Genomic DNA, 17,417 nt, shown 5'->3' on the forward strand with positions numbered 1-17,417 from the left:
CTGATGTCAGTCGTTTCAAGACAACATCTCCTCACGGTGTGGTCGCTGTTTGGGCGCAGCGACCGAATTCAGTTGGGGACGCGCCGGATGCTGACGCAACAGTGCCACTGCCTCATTTGTGACACTTCGTGTCGATGCATGCGAGTTCTGTTACATCCGACTTGAGGACAGACTGTTGCCGTCCGTACGCCGTGAGTCAAGGGATTCGGCCGAAACCGCAGGGAAAACCCGCACCCGGGACGGGCTCAGTCCGCGGGGCGCAACTCCCGCCGAAGGTGTTCCGGCAACGTCACAGGCAACCGGCAGGTGAATTTCTGACACACATACGCCGCCGCCACTCCACCGATCAGCCCCCGCCCCGCCATCAACGGCACCTCGGCACCAGGCGCCCCTGACGCGATCGCCGTCCCCCAGGGCGCATCAGCAAACGCAACCCGCAACAACTCCCACCCGGCCGGCTCAGCGGCACTTGCGGTGGTGACGATTGCTATCTCCAGGGGGGCGCCGGCGATTGTGTCGGCGATTGCCAGTGCGCGGCCGGCAAAGCGAGGGGCCCGGGCGGCGATCGTGGCTGAGGCGTTCAGGGCCTGTTGGGCTGCGGCCTCGTAGCGTTCGGAGCCGGTGAGGCTTGCGAGGGTGGTGAAGGCCTCGGCTGCGAGGCTTACTCCGGACGGTGTGGCGTTGTCTGTGGCGTCCTGCGGGCGCCATACCAACTGCTCAGCATCGGCGGCCGTGTCAAAGTAGGCGCCGTCAGCAACGAACTGCTCCAGAACCCTGTCCAGCAAGCCCTCCGCGACCCGGAACCACCCGTCGTCCCCCGTCGCCCCCAGCAACGTCAAGCACCCCTGCGCGAACGCCGCGTAGTCCTCGAGTACGCCGTCCGCACTCCCCCGCACCCCGTCCCGCGACGTCCGGTACAACCGCCCGCCCTCGACATGCACATCCCGGATCAACCGCGCCGCGCCAACCGCCCCCTCGACGTACTGCGGCCTGTCGAACACGACCCCGGCCCGGGCGAGCGCCGTGACCGCCAACCCGTTCCACGCCGCCACCACCTTGTCGTCCCGCCCCGGATACGTACGAGCGCTCCGCGCCCGAGCGAGTACCGAGCGGACACGCCCCCACCGCTCCACGTCGTCCGGATCCTGCCGCAGCTGGAGCACCGACGTACCGTGCTCGAAGGTCCCCGTCACGTCACACAGGGAGATCACCCAGTCGGCCTCGTCCCCGAGCACCTGGCGAAGCTCGTCCGGCGTCCAGACGTAGTACTTCCCCTCCTCGCCCTCGGTGTCGGCGTCGAGCGCGGACGCGAACCCACCTTCCGGCGTCCGCAGCTCGGCCAGCAGGAAGTCGGCCGTCTCCTCGGCAACCCGCCGCGCCAACGGATCCCCGCTGAGCGTCCACCAGTGCGTGTAGACATCGAGCAGCAGCGCGTTGTCGTACAGCATCTTCTCGAAGTGCGGCACGATCCACTGCCCGTCGACGGAGTACCGCGCGAAGCCGCCGGCCAGCTGGTCGTACATCCCGCCGCGCGCCATCCGGTCACAGGTGTGCGCGACCATCGCGAGCGCGTCCTCGTCACCGGTCCGGCGATGATGCCGGAGCAGGAAGTCGAGCACCATCGACGGCGGGAACTTCGGCGCCCGCCCGAACCCCGCGTCGACCGGGTCGAAATCGGTCTTCAGCAACTCAACCGCCCGGTCCAGGTCGAAGGCCTCCTCGCCGGCGGGCTGCTGGGCGCCGAGCTGTTCGACGACTCGCTTCCCGATCCCGTCGAGCTGCTCGCGCCGGTTCTGCCAGGCGTCGGTGATTGCCTCCAGCACCTGCCGGAACGATGCCATCCCGCCGCGGGAGTCCTTCGGGAAGTACGTACCGCAGAAGAACGGCTCGCCCGCCGGCGTCAGGAACACCGACATCGGCCAGCCGCCCTGCCCGGTCATCGCCACGGTCGCCGACATGTAGATCGCGTCGACGTCCGGCCGCTCCTCGCGATCGACCTTCACGCTGACGAAGTGCGCGCCCAGGTACGCCGCGGTCTCCGCGTCCTCGAACGACTCGTGCGCCATCACATGGCACCAGTGACACGCGGAGTACCCCACCGACAAGAAGATCGGCACGTCCCGCTCACGGGCCTCGGCGAACGCGCGCTCCGACCACTCCCGCCACGCCACCGGATTGTCCGCGTGCTGCCGCAGGTACGGACTGGTCGACCGCCCGAGTTCGTTCGCCATACTCCCCACCGTAGGCGTCCGGGGTTGAATGGGATCGTGCCCGTCCACCCTTTGCTCGCCAGCCGCTTCAGCCCGCTGATGTTCGATCCTGCCCGGACCGTCACCGAGGAGGACGTCGAGCTGCTGCTCGACGCGGCCCGCTGGGCGCCGTCCGCGGGCAATTCCCAGCCCTGGGCGTACTTCGTGGCGCGCCGCGACGAGCCCGAGCACCAGCGCGTCGTCCGGCATCTCGCCCGCAGCTCGGCCCGCTGGGCGCCGAGCGCGTCGCTGCTGATCGTGACGATGGCCCACCGCTACGTCGAGGACACCGAGTGGGCGTACTCCGACTTCGCGGACTACGACCTCGGGCAGTCGGTCGCGCATCTCACCCTGCAGGCCCACGCGATGGATCTCGCCTGCCGCCAGTTCCGCGCCTTCGACCTCGAGGCGCTCACCGCCGACCTCAATCCCGGCCCCGGCTGGCACATCATCTCGATGATCGCGGTCGGCCGCCCCGCCGAGGACCGCCCGGCCGATCGGGAGCGCCGCACCACCACTGAACTGCGGACGGCTCCCTGGGACTAGGCCGTCTGCGAGAGCGCGACCGACAGGCCGAGGGTGAGGGCCATCACGAGGAGTTCGACGCCGACCACGCGCCAGAACGGGCCGCCGGACTCCAGCAGGTCGACGTCGGAGCGCGCACGGTGGACCGCCGAGAGGACGACCAGGAGCACGAACGCGGCCACCTTGGCGATCAGCAGGGCGCCGTACGCGTCGTCGGTGAGGGCGTCGACGACCGAGCCCCAGCCACCGCCCTTCGCGGCCAGCCGGCCGGCGGCGCTGATCAGGCCGCTCACCAGGACGGCGATCGCCGAGACGAACGCGACCTGGCCGTACCGCTCCAGGACGAGCGGCAGTCCGGACCGGCTGGCCCGCCCGTACCGGACCAGGCCCGCGAGCCCGCCGACCCAGGTCGTCGCCGCGATCACGTGAATCACCAGCGCCGCGCCGGCGAGGACGACGTACGACTCGTTCCTCGGGTACGCCGTGACCGCGGTCGGGACCAGCGCGCCGATCGCGACCAGGACACCGAGTCCGGCGGCCGAGGACGTCTGCACCCGGCGGATACCGATCGCCAGCGCGAGGACGAGGATGCCGGTGATCAGCAGCGCCTTCACCTCGGGGACGCCGAGCGCGTCGTCGAGGCGGAGCCGGAGCAGCAGCACCGGCGTGTTCAGCAGCAGCGACGCGGTCACGATCGCGCCGGTGAACGCACACGCCGCCCAGATGATCGCCGCGTTGCTCGCGTCCCGGACCGCGCGCCGGCCCTGCACGCCGAGGGGCCCGCCCTCGATGCGCAGCAGTACGACGGCGGCCAGCAGCGCACCGGCGCAGCCGACCGTGGCCAGCGTGGAGATCATCCGTAGCAGCGGCAGCAGCCAGGCGACGAAGACGTCCGGACCGCCGATCCCGCCGACATCACGAGGCTCGCTGTCGGCGGCGTACAACGCCGCCACCAACGCCACCGAGGCGACGAGGACAGCACCCACCCCACCCGCGACCAGACGTCCGGGCATGCGATGCCGGGCGGCGCGGGTCGCGGTCACCGGGTGGACCGGTCGTGGGCACCATTCAGCACGCGGCTCACTATAGGGTCAGCCAGAGGTGGGCTGCCCAGTCCGACACCATCTCGTGACCAGGGTGTTTCCTGGCCCTCAGGAATCAGTTACCGAGTCAGTGCTCTGAGTGTTCCTTGGGGTCACTCGGAGTCGGGGTCTGGGCCGTAGTCTTCGGCGCCGCATCGGTAGCCGGGGACGGCGAGGGGTCCGGAGTCGCTGGGTCGCCGGACGGTGCTGGGTCGTCCGCACCATCGCGATCGAAGTCGATCCGCTTCAGCTGCTTGCCCATGTTGCGCCACAGCAGCACCGTGGCGGCACCGAGCGCCAGCACGATCAGCAGCGCGACCCACCCCGGCTTCACCACGTTGGGGTCGATCTCGGCCGTCTGAAGGGAGATCATCGCTGTTACCACGCCACCATTCTCTCATTGTCCGCGCCGCCCGTCAGTGCAGCCCCGCGAACAGATCGTCCTCGGGCAGCTCCGACTCGACCAGACTCCGCGCGAGCTCGTAGTCCTCGGTCGGCCAGGCCGCCTGGTGCACCTCCAGCGGTACGGCGAACCAGGCGCCGTCCGGGTCGATCTGCGTGGCGTGTGCGAGCAGCGCCCGGTCGCGCACCTCGAAGTACTGCGCGCACTCGACCCGGGTGGTGATCCGGCGCTCGTTCTCCGGGTCCGGCTTCCAGTCCTTCAGCCGCTCGGCGTACGGCGACTCCAGGCCGCGCGCGACCATCCCGTCGTGCAGCGCCTTCATCCGCTCGTAGTGGAACGTGTGGTGGTAGTACAGCTTGAGCGGCTGCCACGGCTCGCCCAGCTCCGGGTACGCGTCCTTGTCGCCGGCGGCCTCGAAGGCGGCCACGGTGATCTGGTGGCACATGACGTGGTCCGGGTGCGGGTAGCCGCCGTTCTCGTCGTACGTCGTGACGACCTGCGGGCGGAACTCGCGGATCAGCTTCACCAGCGGCGCGGCGGCGTCCTCGACCTTCTGCGCCGCGAAACAGCCCTCGGGCAGCGGCGGCAGCGGGTCACCCTCGGGGAACCCGGAGTCCACCCAGCCCAGCCACTCCTGCCGGATGCCGAGGATCTCGCGCGCCGCGTCCATCTCCTTGCGGCGGATCTCGGTGATGTTCGCGAGCACCTCGGGGCGGTCCATCTTCGGATTCAGGATCGATCCGCGTTCCCCGCCGGTACACGTGGCGACCATCACTTCCACGCCGTCGGCGACGTACCGTGCGGTCGACGCGGCTCCCTTGCTCGACTCGTCGTCCGGGTGGGCGTGCACATGCAACAACCGAAGATCTCCACTCACAAGACACAATGGTCCTCCAACACCTGCGAAAACCCACGACCGACCCCCTGGACACCCCGTGACCGAGTCTTCTGCCACCAGTCCGCCCTCCGACCTGAACGCGCGCTACGGACGGGGCGGACGGTCCCGGCGACCGCTGCTGATCGCCGTCGTGGGCGTGGTGGCACTGGCCGGACTGGCCTGGCTGGTCTGGGTCGCCTGGGTCCAGTCGAACCCGCCGGTGACGTCGCAGCTCCAGGGCTTCGAGATCGTCTCGCCGACCAGCGTGAAGGCCACCGTGAAGGTCGACCGCGGCGAATCGGTCGAGGCGAACTGCCGGCTGCAGGCGAAAGCGGCCGACTTCTCCATCGTCGGCGAGGTAACCCTGACGGTCCCCGCGGACGCACCCCGTCACCAGGTCCTCCCGGTGACGCTGACAACGCAACGCTCCGCAACCTCGGTAGTCCTCGTCGGCTGCACCACCGCCGACCAGCACCGCCCCCGCTAAGCCGCGCCGCCGGCCTTCTTGAGCGCGGCGATCAGCGCCGTCTCGCCGACTTTCAGGTGCTTGCGCAGTACTTGTTCGCGCACGGCGGGAGTGTCGGGTCCGCGCGCCAGCTCGGCGTACAGCGCGTTGACGGCCGCTTGCCCGTACGTGGTCACCAGGTGGTCGACGATGATCCAGCTGACGCCGTAGCTGTCCTCGTCGTAGTCGCCGTGGAAGACGCCGTCGATCGGGAGCACGACCAGCGCCGGGATCTTCTCGCGCAGCAACGCGCGGCGCTCGCTGTCGATCTCCCGCCGGTACCCGCTCTGCGCGGCGAGCCGGTTCTCGACGTACGTGGCGAATCCTTCGACCAGCCAGATCGGCGCCCGGTCGCCCAGCGGCTCCATCGCCGCGTGGGTGAACTCGTGGGCGAACAGCAGGCGGCCGGCCTTGGTGCGTTGGTCGGGGTGGACCACCACCCGGCTCCCGGTGACCTTGAATTCGCTGGCCTCCGGATTCGCCGGCGCGAAGTTCCTGGCGGCGACGGCGGCGGCCGGATGACCGCCGGACTGCCACTCCGGGTCCATCGAGCGCCGGTCGGCCATCGCGACCACCAGGATGCCCGCCTGGATCCGCCGGGTCGTCGAGCGCACGACCGGCATCGCCAGCTGCGCCTCGCGCGCGAGCCGTTCACCGTTGCGGTGTTCGCCGGCCGGGACGACGACGAGTACACCGGGCCGGCGCGCCACGTCGACCGCGCCGAGATCCCAGGGCTCGCGATACGCGCTGAGGTCCGCCTCGGCCGCGAGGTCGTCGTCGTCGACCAGCAGCCAGCGGCCGCCGCGCTCGGCGAAGGTGTAGCCGAGTGAGGTCGCCCGCGGGGCCGAGTCGATACCGGCGATCTGGACGAGCATGAGGACGCGGACCGCGAACGCGTTCGGTCCGTGCTGTGCCTGTACCTCCGGGGCCCAGTTGGTGTCGATCCGGTAGCTGAGCCCTGACAGGCCGAGCTTTCGCAGATTGGCGAACACCTGCTGGTCGCGTTGCCGCAGCTGCGAGTTCGCCGGGTCGACGTTCTGGAGGTACTGCGGCAGCTTGCCGGTCAGCACAGCCGACGCCCGGGCCTTCAGGACGGCGTCCGCGCCGGCCTGGATCCCCTCTTCGGCCGGCGGTCCGGACACGGTGTGCGAGGGAGTCGCCGCCGACGGGCCAGAACCGCCGGACGAGTTCCCCCGGCCGACGACCGCCCAGGTGACACCGGCCGCTGTGACCGCGAGGACGGTGACGCCCGCGATCATCCATCGCCGGCGCGGGCCGCGGCCGGCCCGCTCGCCGTCCGTTGTCACCTGCACCACGTCTGCCCCCTCGCGCCCGCTGTCGCCCTCCGGGAGACTAGGAAAGGACTGGTCAGGGGTCAATCGCGTGCCGTGGCAACCGATTGCCGCGAATCGGTCGCCGGATCGGCGGACGTCCGTCCAGCAAACGTTTTCCAAGCGTCTGTGACTTGTGAGAGACCCTGCGTGATCTGCGGTCTCTTGCTACGCTCATTTGATTGGTCGCCGTCGACGACGGCGGCCAGCAGTATTTCCTGCCCATCCCAACCGACACAAGGAGCAGCCCGTGACGCAGAAGATCGACGAAGACAGCGTTGTCTGGCTGACGCAGGACGGTTACGACCAGCTGAAGTCGGAGCTCGAGCACCTGAAGGGCCCCGCCCGTGCCGAGATCACGCAGCGGATCAGCGAGGCCAGGGACGAGGGCGACCTCAAGGAGAACGGCGGTTACCACGCCGCCAAGGACGAGCAGGGCAAGATCGAGGCGCGGATCCGGCAACTGGAGGACATGCTCCGCCGGGCCCGGGTCGGCGAGACCCCGAAGGCCGGCGGGAAGATCGAGCCGGGTATGAAGGTGTCGATCAAGTTCGCCGGTGACGACGACGTCGAGACGTTCCTGCTCGGCTCCCGTGAGCTGCTCGCCCTGGACGCGTCGGTGGACATCGACGTCTACTCGCCGCAGTCTCCTCTCGGCGCCGCGATCCTCGGCAAGAAGAAGGGCGACAAGGCCACCTACGAGGCCCCGAACGGCAAGGACGTGACCGTCGAGATCGTCGCCGCGGAACCCTTCACCGGCTGACCCACCAAAAGCTTCCAGCGCCCCGGTGGATCACCCACCGGGGCGCTTGCTTTTGCGGGACGGATCAGCGGCCGGTCGCGCTGCGGTACTTACGGACCGCGAGCGGCGCGAAGACGGCGATGATCGCCGTGCACCAGATCAGCGACAGCCAGACCGGGTGCCGGGCCGGGAAACTGTCCGGGCTGGCGAACGGCGACGGGTTGCCGAACAGGTGCCGGCAGGCCGCGACGATCGACGAGATCGGGTTCCACTCGGCGATCGGCTGCAGCGCGCTCGGCAGCTGCGGCGTCGGCACGAACGCGTTCGACAGGAAGGTCAGCGGGAACAGCCAGATCAGTCCGGCCGACGACGCCACCTCGGGGCCGCCGACGGACAGCCCGATCAGCGCGCCCACCCACAGCATCGCGAACGCGAACAGCAGCAGGATGCCGAACGCCGCCAGTGCCTGCCCGAACCCGTTGTGCCACCGCCAGCCGACCAGCAGGCCGCACAGCACCATGATCAGCATCACGAACGTGTTGAACACCAGGTCGCCGGCCACCCGGCCGGCGATCACCCCGGACCTTGCCATCGGCAACGACCTGAACCGGTCGATGAGGCCCTTCGACATGTCGTCGGCCAGCCCGACGCTCGCCGACGCGACCGCGAAGGCCATCGTCTGCGCGAAGATCCCGGCCATCAGGAACTCCCGGTACGCCTGCGGCCCGGGGAAGCCCGGGATCGGGATCGCGTTGCCGAACACGTACGCGAACAGCAGCACGAACATGATCGGCTGGATGGTCGCGTAGATCAGCATGTCCGGGGTCCGCGGGATCCGCTTCAGGCTCCGCCAGGCGAGGATCCTGGCATCCGACAACGCCCGGCCGATCGGGTTCACCCGGGCCGGCAGCTCGACACTCACAGCGACTCCTTCTGCCCGGCCTCGTGCCCGGTCAGGGTGAGGAACACGTCGTCCAGCGTCGGGCGGCGCAGCCCGACGTCGGCGATCCGGATCGCCGCCGCGTCGAGGGTCCGGATCACGTCGACCAGCGCGCTCGAGCCGCCCGGCGCCGGCACCGTGATCCGGCGGGTGTGCTCCTCGATCGTCGTCGAGTCCGGATCCACGATGCCGAGCGCGCCGGTCAGCAGCTCCAGCGCCCGCACGGTCTCGCCCGGGTCGTGGACGACGACCTCGATCCGCTCGCCGCCGACCTTCGCCTTGAGCTCGTCCGCCGTCCCGCGGGCGATCACCGCGCCGTGGTCGACGACCGCGATGCTGTCGGCCAGCTCGTCGGCCTCTTCCAGGTACTGCGTGGTGAGCAGGATCGTCACGCCCTCCCGGACCCGGTCGCGGATGATCTGCCACAGATCCAGCCGCGAGCGCGGGTCCAGACCCGTGGTCGGCTCGTCGAGGAACAGCACCTTCGGGTGCGCGATCAGCGAACCGGCCAGGTCGAGCCGGCGCCGCATACCGCCCGAGTACGTCTTCAGGATCCGGTCCGCGGCGTCGGTGAGGTCGAATGTCGCCAACAGCTCCTCGGCCCGCTCCTTCGCCTGCCGGCTGCCCAGCCGGTACAGCCGGCCGAACATCCACAGGTTCTCCCGGCCGGTGAGCAGCTCGTCGACCGCGGCGTACTGCCCCGAGAGCCCGACCAGCGACCGGACCGTGTCCGCCTCGGCCACCACGTCGTGGCCGAGCACGCGGGCGGAGCCGGCGTCCGGCTTCATCAGCGTGGTGAGCACGCGGACCGTGGTGGTCTTGCCCGCCCCGTTCGGCCCGAGGAGGCCGAGCACTGTCCCTTCCGGCACGTCGAGGTCGATCCCGTCGAGCGCCTTGACCGTGGCCTTTCGGCCTTTGAACGTCTTCACGAGGCCGGTTGCCTCGATTGCAGCCATCCGCACGTCCCCCTTCTGGATGTGACGCAGGCCACCATCCTGCCGGAGAACGCCGACAATTTCACTCCCAAGTTATATTGAGCCTGCTCGACTCAACTTTGTTGACAGTTGAGTCGACACGGCTCAGGTTTGGCTTTACGGTCGCGGAATGGGCATCCTCCGCCACCCCGATTTCCGCCGCCTGTGGGCCGCCGACCTGCTCAGTCAGCTCGGGTCCCGCCTGAGCATGGGCGCGATCCCGCTGCTCGCCGTCCTCACCCTGAACGCCTCGACGCTCCAGGTGTCGCTGCTGCGGACCTGCGAGACGGCCGCGTGGCTCGTCCTCGGCCTGTTCGCGGGGGCCTGGGCCGACCGGATCCGCTGCCGCCCGGTCCTGGTGTACGCCGACCTGCTCCGGGCGCTGCTGTTCGCGTCGATCCCGGTCGCCTGGTGGTTCGGCGTACTCACCCTCACGCAGGTGTACGTCGTCCTCGTGCCGGCCGGGATCCTCGCGGTCCTGTTCGACGTCGCGCACAACTCGTACCTGCCGCGCCTGCTCGAGCGGGACCGCCTGCTGCCGGGCAACGCCAAGCTGGCCGCGAACCACTCGGTCGCAGCCGTCATCGGCGCCGGTGCGAGCGGTCTGCTCGTCCAGTGGCTCGGGGCCGCGCTGACGATCGGCCTGGACGCACTGACCTTCCTCTGGTCAGCGCTCTGGCTGCGAAGCATCCGTACGCCGGAGGCCGAGCCCGTGAAGCCCGAGCGGCCGAACCTGCGCCGCGAGATCGGCGACGGCATGCGCTACGTCTTCCGGCATCCGCTGCTGCGGCCGCTCGCGCTGAACACGATGGTGACCATGCTCTTCCAGGCCGCCGCCGGTGCGATCATGGTCGTCTACCTGGTGCGCGGCGTCCACCTGCAGCCGGCGACCATCGGCGTCCTCAGCATGATCGGCCTGGTCGGCGCGATCGTCGCTTCGGCCGTCACCGAGAAGCTCAGCGCCCGGTACGGCGATGCGCGCATGCTGCTGCTGTCGTCGACCGGGATCGGCGTCGCGTTCACGGTGCAGGCGCTGACCGCCCCGGGCTGGATGGTGAGCTGGTTCGTGGCCGGGACGCTGCTGGCCGGCTTCTGCATCATCGTGAGCTACATCCTGCAGGTCAGTACGCAGCAGCGGCTCTGCCCGCCGGACCTGCAAGGCCGGGTCAGCGCCACGATGAGCTTCGTCAGCTGGGGCGCCGCACCGCTCGGCAGCCTGTTGGGTGGCGCGCTCGGTACGGCGTTCGGCCTGCACACCACCCTATGGATAGCAGGCCTAGGCACCCTCGCCGGCAACGCCGTGCTCTACCTCTCCCCCCTCCGCACCCGCCGAACCATCCCAGCCGAACACGCCACCCCTGGGGCTGCCCACTGAGCCGGAGGGTTGCCCCCTGGAATCCCCAGGGGGCAACCCTCCAACTGCGCGGGCAACCCTCCCGAACCGTGGGGCGGAGCGGGCTGGGGGTGGTGTGGGTCAGTCGGAGGCGATTTGGGCGGTGCCTACCAGGACCTCTACGTCGAGGGCGGCGCGGCCGCGGCCGATCTCCACGTCCTTGGACTGGCCGGAGACCGCGCCGGTCCAGGTGACGCGGCCGAGCTGGGCCTCGGTGTGGACGTGGACGTCGGAGCCCCGGCGGAGCGCGACCTGCGCCGTACCGGACTCGACGCGGACACGGGAGCGGCCCTTGGTGATCTGGGCGTCCAGGCTCGCGGAGCCGGCCTGCACGAGGACGTCGATCGGGCCGTCGACGTCGGAGACCTTGGCCGTACCGGCGGTGACGCGGACGCGGCTCAGACCGGGCAGGCGCTCGGCGTTGACGCTGCCGCCGGTGACCTCGACCTCGACCTGGAGCTGCGGGTTCACCCGGATCGACAGCTCCTTGGCGAGGCCGTTGACGTGCGCCTTCAGGTCGGTCGGGTTGCGCAGCATGCTGAAGCCGTCGATCGAGACGCCCATGTCGCCCTCGCTGCTGATCGCGAGGGTGTCCCCGTCGCGTTTGATCACGTGCGGCCCGTCGACGGCGACGCCGTTCACGGCCGGCTCGCCGATCAGCCGCACCCGCCGCCCGATCGCCCGCACGGTCACCCGCTGCACACCCGACGGGATCGGCACGTTGCTGTGCTCCTCCTCGACCGGCTCAGCCTCCTCCACAGCCGGCTCCACAACCGCCTCGGCCGCAGGCTCGGCGGCGGGCTCGGGAGCAGGTTCGGCAACGGGTTCAGCAGCAGGTTCGGCGGCGGGTTCGGCGGCGGGTGAGTCGACGGCGTCCGCCCAGACCTCCGGGGACGCGAGGTCCTCGGCGTCCGGCCAGTCGGTCGAGTTCCGGCGCGGGGCGTCCTGGGTCCCCTCCTCGGCAACCGGCTCCTTGGCGCCCGGCCCATCAGCGGTCGAGGTGTCACCGGCGTCGGCGGCCGGCTTGATGGCGGCGATCAGGGTGGTGGCCTCCTCGGTGGACAGGTGGCCCTTCGCGACGCGGTCGAGGATGGCCTTGACCTTCTCGTCGTAGCTCTGGTTGCTCATGCCCCCAGTCCAGCACCCCGCCGGGTCGAAACCAATCGGGGAATCCCCCGAAAAGCAGTGGTGCGAACCCCCGAAGGTAGTCCGCACCACTGCGTCTCTATTACCGCAACAGCCCAGGGAGGGGCTGGTTGTTGTCAGGCGGCCGGAGTCATCTCCTCCGACGCCAGTTCGTCCTGTACGGCGGCCAGCTCGGCCGCCTCCTGCTCCTCCGCGGACCGGCGGGCGCGCAGCCCGCGCAGGCCGGTCAGTGCGATGACCAGGCCGAGCGCCGCGATGCCCGTCACGACACCGAGGCCGGACTTGTACGCGGACAGGATCCCGGTCGGTGCGGTGACGCCGACGGTCTGGCCGCTGATCACCGCGGTCACGATCGCGAGGACGACCGCGCCGCCCACCTGGTTGGAGGTGTTGAACAGCCCGGAGGCCAGCCCCTGCTCGTGGTCCGGGACCCCGGACACGGCCTGGATGTTCAGCGACGGGAACCCGATCGCGAACCCGAGACCCAGCAGCATGATGGTCGGGAACACCTCGGAGAAGTACGCCGACTCCGGACCGATCCGCAGCGAGAGCGCGTACCCGGCGACGAACAGCGCCATCGCGACGATGATCATCTTCTCGGTGCCGACCCGGTCGACGATCTTGCCGACGTTCGGCGACAGCGTGGCCACCAGCAGGCCGGCCGGGAGGAACCCGAGCGCGGTCTCGAACGACGACCAGCCCAGCAGGTTCTGCAGGTACAGGGTGCCGATCAACTGGAAGGCGACGTACGAACCGAAGACGGTCAGGATGGCCAGGTTCGCCCGCCGCAGCGAGGCGTTGCGCAGGATGCCGAGCCGGACCAGCGGGTGCTTGGTGCGCTGCTCGATCGCGACGAAGCCGGCCAGCAGCACGGCCGCGAGCACGAACAGCCCGATGGTCTGCACCGACGCCCAGCCGGCGTGCTCGGCGCCGACCACCGCGTAGACCAGCGACAGCATGCCCGCGGTGACGGTGACGGCCCCCGGCACGTCGTACCCGCCGGCGGCGTCGTCGCGCGGGCTGTTCGGGATCAGCTTGATGCCGAACAGCAGCACGATCAGGGCGACCGGGCCGGGCATCAGGAAAGTCCAGCGCCAGCCGACCTCGGTCAGCGCGCCGCCGAGGATCAGGCCCATCGAGAAGCCGCTGGCCGCGCAGGTGGTGAAGATACTGAGGGCGCGGTTGCGATCCGGGCCCTCGTGGAAGGTCGTGGTGATGATGGAGAGCGCGGCCGGGGCGGTGAACGCCGCCGCGACGCCCTTCACGAACCGCGCCGCGATGAGCAGTTCGGGGTTGCTCGCCAGTGAGCTCAGCATCGAGACGACGGCGAAGACGGCCAGCGCGATCAGGAACACGCGGCGCCGGCCGAGCAGGTCGGCCGTCCGGCCGCCGAGCAGCAGCAGGCCGCCGTACCCGAGCACATAGCCGGTCACGACCCACTGCAGGGAGGCGAGGGAGACGCCCAGGTCGGCGCCGATGGACGGCAGGGACATGCCGACCATGGACACGTCCAGGCCGTCGAGGAAGATCACGCCGCAGACCACCAGAAGTGCGCCCCAGAGGCGCGCGTCCCAGGTCATGCGGGCCGGTGATGTGGTGTGCGTTGTTTCGGTCACGAGGAGAGACTATTGCATGCATGTGCATCTAATGTCTAGGCATTAAATGCGTTTGCATAGATTGCGCGTGCATGCTATGGTCGGCTCCATGACCGCTACGAAGGTCAGTGGTGGGACTGGTGAAACCACCGCCGATGTGCGCGAATGGCGCGAGCTGCTGGCCCGCCACGCGGACCTGACCTGCGCCCTCGATCGGGCCCTGCAGGCCGGCCACGCCCTCGGCATGAGTGAGTACGAGGTGCTCGAGCGGCTCGCGGAGCTGCCGGAGCACTCCGCGAAGGTGGCGACGATCGCCAAGTCCGTGCACCTCAGCCAGAGCGCGCTCTCGCGCGTGATCGGCCGCCTGGAGGTCGCCGGCCTGGTCGAGCGGCACATGTGCCCCGAGGACCGCCGCGCCGTCAACGTCCGGCTGACCGACGAGGGCCTGCGTCGCCAGACCGAGGCACAGCCGACCCAGCGCCAGGTGCTCGCCCAGCGGCTGCACGCGCCGCTGGTGAAGACCTGTGAGCCGGTCCCTTCAGCGGACGTCAGCTAACCGAAAAGCAGTTGCTGCGGTACATACGCTTCAGGACGTGGAAGCCACCGCTGTCGTCGTGCGTCCGTCCGACCAGGCTGTTCTCATGCTCCCGTCGGGACTCCCCCGGGTCCCGCAGCCGGACGACTTCTGGTTCCCGGACGTCGAGCCGGTGCTGCAGGCGTTGCGGGCCGAGCACGGCATCGAGGCCGTCGTCCTCGCGTGTCTGTCCGAGGACCCTCTCACGTACCTGATGCTGTTGTCCGGCGAGCCGCCGGCCGGCGCCCGCTGGGTCCACGACCATCCCGTCGGCTCGCCGGACCTGCCCGACTGGACACAGCCGGAGTGGTACGGCGAGGCACCGCGGTGGATCGCCGAGCGCGTGAAAGCGACCGGCCCGTGGGTGCAGGTGAAGTCGTGGGGCCTCTCGAACGTGTTGCGCATCCCCACCACCGACGGCGACGTGTACTTCAAGGCGCTCTCGCAGGCCTCGACCGAGCCGGAGGCGTTGCCGTTCCTGTTCGCGAACGAGCCGCAGTTCCTGCAGCGAGCGTCCACCGACCGGCCCGGCGCGGTCCCGGCGCCGATCGCCGTCGACGAGCAGCGCGCCTGGATGCTGCTGCCCGACCTCGGGTCACCGTTGGCCGGCGAAAGCGACCTCGCGCTGTGGATCGATGCCGTACGCAACCATGCGCGGCTGCAGCGCAGCTACGCGGCGGAGCCCGAACGGCTGCTGGAGTACAGCTGTGCCGACCGGCGGCTCGCCGTCCTCGACGCGGAGCTGGACCGGCTGCTCGCACCGAACGCACTGACCGAACGCCTCGATCCGACCGAGCGGGCGCTGCTGCCGGACCGCGCGAAACAGTTGCGTGAGGCAATCGCCGAGCTGGCGGCGATCGGCGTACCGGAGACGTTGCTGCACGGCGACCTGCACCCGCGGAACCTGGCGGTGCGCGACGGGCAGGTGCTCGCGTTCGACTGGACCGACGCGGCGCTGGCGCATCCGTTCCTCGACCTGGTCACGTTCGTGGAGAAGGCGTCACCGCTGTCGAGCGACCCGCAGGTGCGTGACGCGTACCTGGCCGAGTGGGAGGAGTACGCCGCGCCCGCCGACCTGCGTCGCGCGCTGACGCTGGCCGGGGAACTCGGCACGCTCTACCAGACGATTACCTATCTCCACCTCGTCGACCACCTCAACGGCCCGAGCAAGGAGTCGATGCACCGCGGCGGCTCGTTCTGGCTCGAGAAGCTACTAGCGGTGCAGAACGACTAGCTGGTTGCGAAGACCGCGGCGCACCGGCGGGTCGAGGTAGCGATCCCAGTCCGGGTGGCGTTCGCCGCGGAGCTTCGCGTAGTGGGCGAGGGCTTCGGACAGGACCGACTCGCGGAGGTACCCGCGGGCCAGCGGCTGCTTGCCGCGCCCGTTCGGACGCGGCCGGTTCTCGTACGCCGCGTTCGCGGTGAAGATCCCGAGCCCGTAGAAGACCGTGAGCAGGTCGGTGAGCGACTCGTGGTCGGGCCGGCGCACGAGTGAGATCCGGCCGCTGCCGAGCAGAAGCTCATGCCCGGCCTCGTGGGCGTACGTCGCGACCAGCGCGACCGGATCGGCCGCCAGCGCGGGTGCGAGCAGGATCTGGTTCTGGCCGTTCGTCCGGATCCAGCGTCCGGACTGCTCCTTCACCACCAGACCGTTCGCCGGTCGCCGTACGCCGTTCAGCTCGAAGCTGAGCCCGCACTGTCCGGGGCGCAGGTCCATCCACGCGTCGACGCGGCCGCACAGCTCGGTCGCCGCGGCCAGGCTCCCGTCGTACCCGTCTGGGATCAGGTCAGCCGGCAGGGCGATGGGACGGAGCAGCACGTCGCGGCCGAACTCGGCCACCAGCCAGTCCATCGAGGTACGGATCCAGCGCCGGCTGCCGCCCGGCAACCGCTCGCGCGGCGCCTTCAGCTGGGACCGCAGCTGCTGACTTCGCCGGATCATGCCGATCGGATTCCTCACCCGCCGGATCATGCCTGTACGACGCCGCAGCGAAACCTCCTGGTTCCGCTGTGTCACTGCGCGTGGACGTCAGGGCAGCGGCGCGCCCTCCTGGATCGACGCGATCTCGGCGTCCTTCACCAGCGTCGCGAGGCGCGCGAAGGTGCGGAGGCGGACGGGCCGGTCGACCTCGGTGGGCATCGCCGGCAGGATCGACTCCGGCCACAACAGGTGCCGGCGGAAGGTGTACGCCGCCAGCGCGTCGGAGGCGCCGCGCTCGCCGAGATAGCCGAGCGTCTGCAGCGCCGAACGCCGGCCGGGGACCCGCTCGACCGCCTGGTTGGCCAGGAAGATCCCGAATCCGTGGAACACCGCGAACAGGTCCGTCAGCGCCTCGGCGTCCGGGCGGCCGCGGTCGATCAGGTGATAACCCCAGAGCACCTCGTGGCCGAGTTCGTGCGCGGTGGCCGCGACCACGGCGGCCGGGTCGGCCAAGGTGTTCGCCGACAGCATCACCGCGGTGCCCCGGTGCCCACCGCCGCGCAGGTCCAGCCAGGCCGCGCGCGATCCGCTGCCGGCCGGCGCCGACCAGACCGCGTCGGCGCGCCGGCGGAGTTCGGCCCGGCGGACCGGGTCGGTCTCCGCGAGGATCGCCGTACAGCGCTTCACCTCGGCGTGCAGCTCGCGCTCGGCGAGCACGCCGATCTCGGCCGCGAATCCTTCGGCGGCCAGCGCGTCCACCTCGGCCGGCGTCATCGTTGCCTGCAGCCCCGATACCGCGACGAGCTCCCGGCCCTGCTCGGCCCGCAGCCGGCGTACGGCGGCGCTGCGGGCGGCGGCACGGACCTGCTCCATCCGGAAGCTGAACCGGATCCGGTCGTCGGGGACCTCCATCCAGGCGCAGACCTTGAGGCAGAGCTCGCGCGCCGCGTACTCCGACCCGTCGTACCCGGCCGGCACGAACTCGCTGGGCACGACCGGCCGCCGGCGGAGCGGCTCGACGCCGAACCGGCCGATCAGCCAGTCCAGCGAGTTCTCGATCCACTGCTCCGGCCCACCGGGCAGCAGGACCTTCGGTCCGTACAGCAGCTCTCGGTGTCGTTGCCGGCGCCGCCACGCACCGATCAGATTCATACCGAGAC

At 70.2% G+C, this 17,417-nt stretch carries 17 protein-coding genes; 6 read left to right on the plus strand and 11 right to left on the minus strand.

Features of this window, described 5'->3' with window-relative positions:
- Positions 1 to 245: 245 nt before the first annotated feature.
- Positions 246 to 2,231 (minus strand): thioredoxin domain-containing protein, encoded by a 1,986-nt coding sequence (locus ABZW60_RS14905; RefSeq protein WP_355476965.1) that lies wholly within the window; start codon positions 2,229 to 2,231, stop codon positions 246 to 248.
- Positions 2,232 to 2,267: 36 nt separating this feature from the next.
- On the opposite strand from ABZW60_RS14905, the gene ABZW60_RS14910 reads away from it, so the two are divergent.
- Positions 2,268 to 2,795 carry a nitroreductase family protein gene (locus ABZW60_RS14910; RefSeq protein ID WP_355476966.1) on the plus strand — a complete coding sequence of 176 codons (528 nt, stop codon included), beginning with the start codon at positions 2,268 to 2,270 and terminating at the stop codon, positions 2,793 to 2,795.
- On the opposite strand, the gene ABZW60_RS14915 is transcribed toward ABZW60_RS14910, so the two are convergent.
- The 3 genes from ABZW60_RS14915 to mca all read right to left on the minus strand — a co-directional run bounded on the left by ABZW60_RS14915 (position 2,792) and on the right by mca (position 5,136).
- The gene (locus ABZW60_RS14915; protein WP_355476968.1) at positions 2,792 to 3,817 is read right to left on the minus strand and encodes a CopD family protein; all 1,026 of its coding nucleotides are present in this window, start codon (positions 3,815 to 3,817) and stop codon (positions 2,792 to 2,794) included. The two genes, ABZW60_RS14910 and ABZW60_RS14915, sit on opposite strands and share 4 nt — an antisense overlap.
- Before the next feature lie 127 nt (positions 3,818 to 3,944).
- Positions 3,945 to 4,229, minus strand: coding sequence for a hypothetical protein (locus ABZW60_RS14920; RefSeq protein WP_355476970.1), 285 nt, complete (start codon positions 4,227 to 4,229; stop codon positions 3,945 to 3,947).
- Between the two features lie 43 nt (positions 4,230 to 4,272).
- On the minus strand, positions 4,273 to 5,136 hold the full coding sequence (gene mca, locus ABZW60_RS14925) for a mycothiol conjugate amidase Mca (RefSeq protein ID WP_355476971.1): 864 nt from the start codon (positions 5,134 to 5,136) through the stop codon (positions 4,273 to 4,275).
- A 58-nt stretch (positions 5,137 to 5,194) separates the two neighbouring features.
- Between mca and ABZW60_RS14930 the strand changes: the two genes are divergently transcribed.
- The gene (locus ABZW60_RS14930; RefSeq protein ID WP_355476973.1) at positions 5,195 to 5,623 is read left to right on the plus strand and encodes a DUF4307 domain-containing protein; all 429 of its coding nucleotides are present in this window, start codon (positions 5,195 to 5,197) and stop codon (positions 5,621 to 5,623) included.
- Here the strand turns inward: ABZW60_RS14930 and ABZW60_RS14935 are convergent.
- Entirely contained in the window at positions 5,620 to 6,957 is a 1,338-nt protein-coding gene (locus ABZW60_RS14935; RefSeq protein ID WP_355476975.1) for a hypothetical protein, read from the minus strand. The two genes, ABZW60_RS14930 and ABZW60_RS14935, sit on opposite strands and share 4 nt — an antisense overlap.
- 265 nt (positions 6,958 to 7,222) lie before the next feature.
- Here ABZW60_RS14935 and greA point away from each other — a divergent pair, with 265 nt between their 5' ends.
- Positions 7,223 to 7,735: a transcription elongation factor GreA gene (gene greA / locus ABZW60_RS14940; RefSeq protein WP_167206879.1), complete on the plus strand. Its 513-nt coding sequence runs from the start codon at positions 7,223 to 7,225 to the stop codon at positions 7,733 to 7,735.
- Between the two features lie 64 nt (positions 7,736 to 7,799).
- Here the strand turns inward: greA and ABZW60_RS14945 are convergent, their stop codons facing one another.
- Both ABZW60_RS14945 and ABZW60_RS14950 read right to left on the minus strand, forming a co-directional pair.
- Positions 7,800 to 8,636, minus strand: a complete 837-nt coding sequence (locus tag ABZW60_RS14945; protein ID WP_355476978.1) for an ABC transporter permease — start codon at positions 8,634 to 8,636, stop codon at positions 7,800 to 7,802.
- Positions 8,633 to 9,610, minus strand: a complete 978-nt coding sequence (locus tag ABZW60_RS14950) for an ATP-binding cassette domain-containing protein (protein ID WP_355476980.1) — start codon at positions 9,608 to 9,610, stop codon at positions 8,633 to 8,635. Before ABZW60_RS14950 ends, ABZW60_RS14945 begins: the two co-directional genes overlap by 4 nt.
- 148 nt (positions 9,611 to 9,758) lie before the next feature.
- Between ABZW60_RS14950 and ABZW60_RS14955 the strand changes: the two genes are divergently transcribed.
- Positions 9,759 to 11,003, plus strand: a complete 1,245-nt coding sequence (locus tag ABZW60_RS14955; RefSeq protein ID WP_355476982.1) for an MFS transporter — start codon at positions 9,759 to 9,761, stop codon at positions 11,001 to 11,003.
- A 99-nt stretch (positions 11,004 to 11,102) separates the two neighbouring features.
- Here ABZW60_RS14955 and ABZW60_RS14960 read toward each other — a convergent pair whose 3' ends face one another.
- Both ABZW60_RS14960 and ABZW60_RS14965 read right to left on the minus strand, forming a co-directional pair.
- The gene (locus ABZW60_RS14960) at positions 11,103 to 12,149 is read right to left on the minus strand and encodes a hypothetical protein (protein WP_355476983.1); all 1,047 of its coding nucleotides are present in this window, start codon (positions 12,147 to 12,149) and stop codon (positions 11,103 to 11,105) included.
- A gap of 134 nt (positions 12,150 to 12,283) precedes the next feature.
- Positions 12,284 to 13,783 carry an MFS transporter gene (locus ABZW60_RS14965; protein ID WP_355476985.1) on the minus strand — a complete coding sequence of 500 codons (1,500 nt, stop codon included), beginning with the start codon at positions 13,781 to 13,783 and terminating at the stop codon, positions 12,284 to 12,286.
- Between the two features lie 88 nt (positions 13,784 to 13,871).
- Here ABZW60_RS14965 and ABZW60_RS14970 point away from each other — a divergent pair, with 88 nt between their 5' ends.
- Positions 13,872 to 14,318 carry a MarR family transcriptional regulator gene (locus ABZW60_RS14970; RefSeq protein WP_355476987.1) on the plus strand — a complete coding sequence of 149 codons (447 nt, stop codon included), beginning with the start codon at positions 13,872 to 13,874 and terminating at the stop codon, positions 14,316 to 14,318.
- A gap of 37 nt (positions 14,319 to 14,355) precedes the next feature.
- Positions 14,356 to 15,570, plus strand: coding sequence for an aminoglycoside phosphotransferase family protein (locus ABZW60_RS14975; protein WP_355476989.1), 1,215 nt, complete (start codon positions 14,356 to 14,358; stop codon positions 15,568 to 15,570).
- Here the strand turns inward: ABZW60_RS14975 and ABZW60_RS14980 are convergent.
- A complete protein-coding gene (locus ABZW60_RS14980) occupies positions 15,550 to 16,296 on the minus strand; it encodes a hypothetical protein (RefSeq protein WP_355476991.1) in 747 nt (248 codons plus the stop codon). The genes ABZW60_RS14975 and ABZW60_RS14980 overlap by 21 nt on opposite strands.
- Positions 16,297 to 16,365: 69 nt before the next feature.
- Positions 16,366 to 17,409: a hypothetical protein gene (locus ABZW60_RS14985; protein ID WP_355476993.1), complete on the minus strand. Its 1,044-nt coding sequence runs from the start codon at positions 17,407 to 17,409 to the stop codon at positions 16,366 to 16,368.
- Positions 17,410 to 17,417 lie beyond the last annotated feature (8 nt).

The organism is Kribbella sp. NPDC003557 (assembly GCF_040610805.1).
GTDB lineage: Bacteria > Actinomycetota > Actinomycetes > Propionibacteriales > Kribbellaceae > Kribbella.

Coding starts and splice junctions, on each gene's coding strand:
- ABZW60_RS14920 (WP_355476970.1), bottom strand. CDS start 4,229: ATGATCTCCCTTCAGACGGCCGAGATCGACCCCAACGTGGTGAAGCCG.
- ABZW60_RS14970 (WP_355476987.1), top strand. CDS start 13,872: ATGACCGCTACGAAGGTCAGTGGTGGGACTGGTGAAACCACCGCCGAT.
- ABZW60_RS14905 (WP_355476965.1), bottom strand. CDS start 2,231: ATGGCGAACGAACTCGGGCGGTCGACCAGTCCGTACCTGCGGCAGCAC.
- ABZW60_RS14950 (WP_355476980.1), bottom strand. CDS start 9,610: ATGGCTGCAATCGAGGCAACCGGCCTCGTGAAGACGTTCAAAGGCCGA.
- ABZW60_RS14985 (WP_355476993.1), bottom strand. CDS start 17,409: ATGAATCTGATCGGTGCGTGGCGGCGCCGGCAACGACACCGAGAGCTG.
- ABZW60_RS14960 (WP_355476983.1), bottom strand. CDS start 12,149: ATGAGCAACCAGAGCTACGACGAGAAGGTCAAGGCCATCCTCGACCGC.
- ABZW60_RS14955 (WP_355476982.1), top strand. CDS start 9,759: ATGGGCATCCTCCGCCACCCCGATTTCCGCCGCCTGTGGGCCGCCGAC.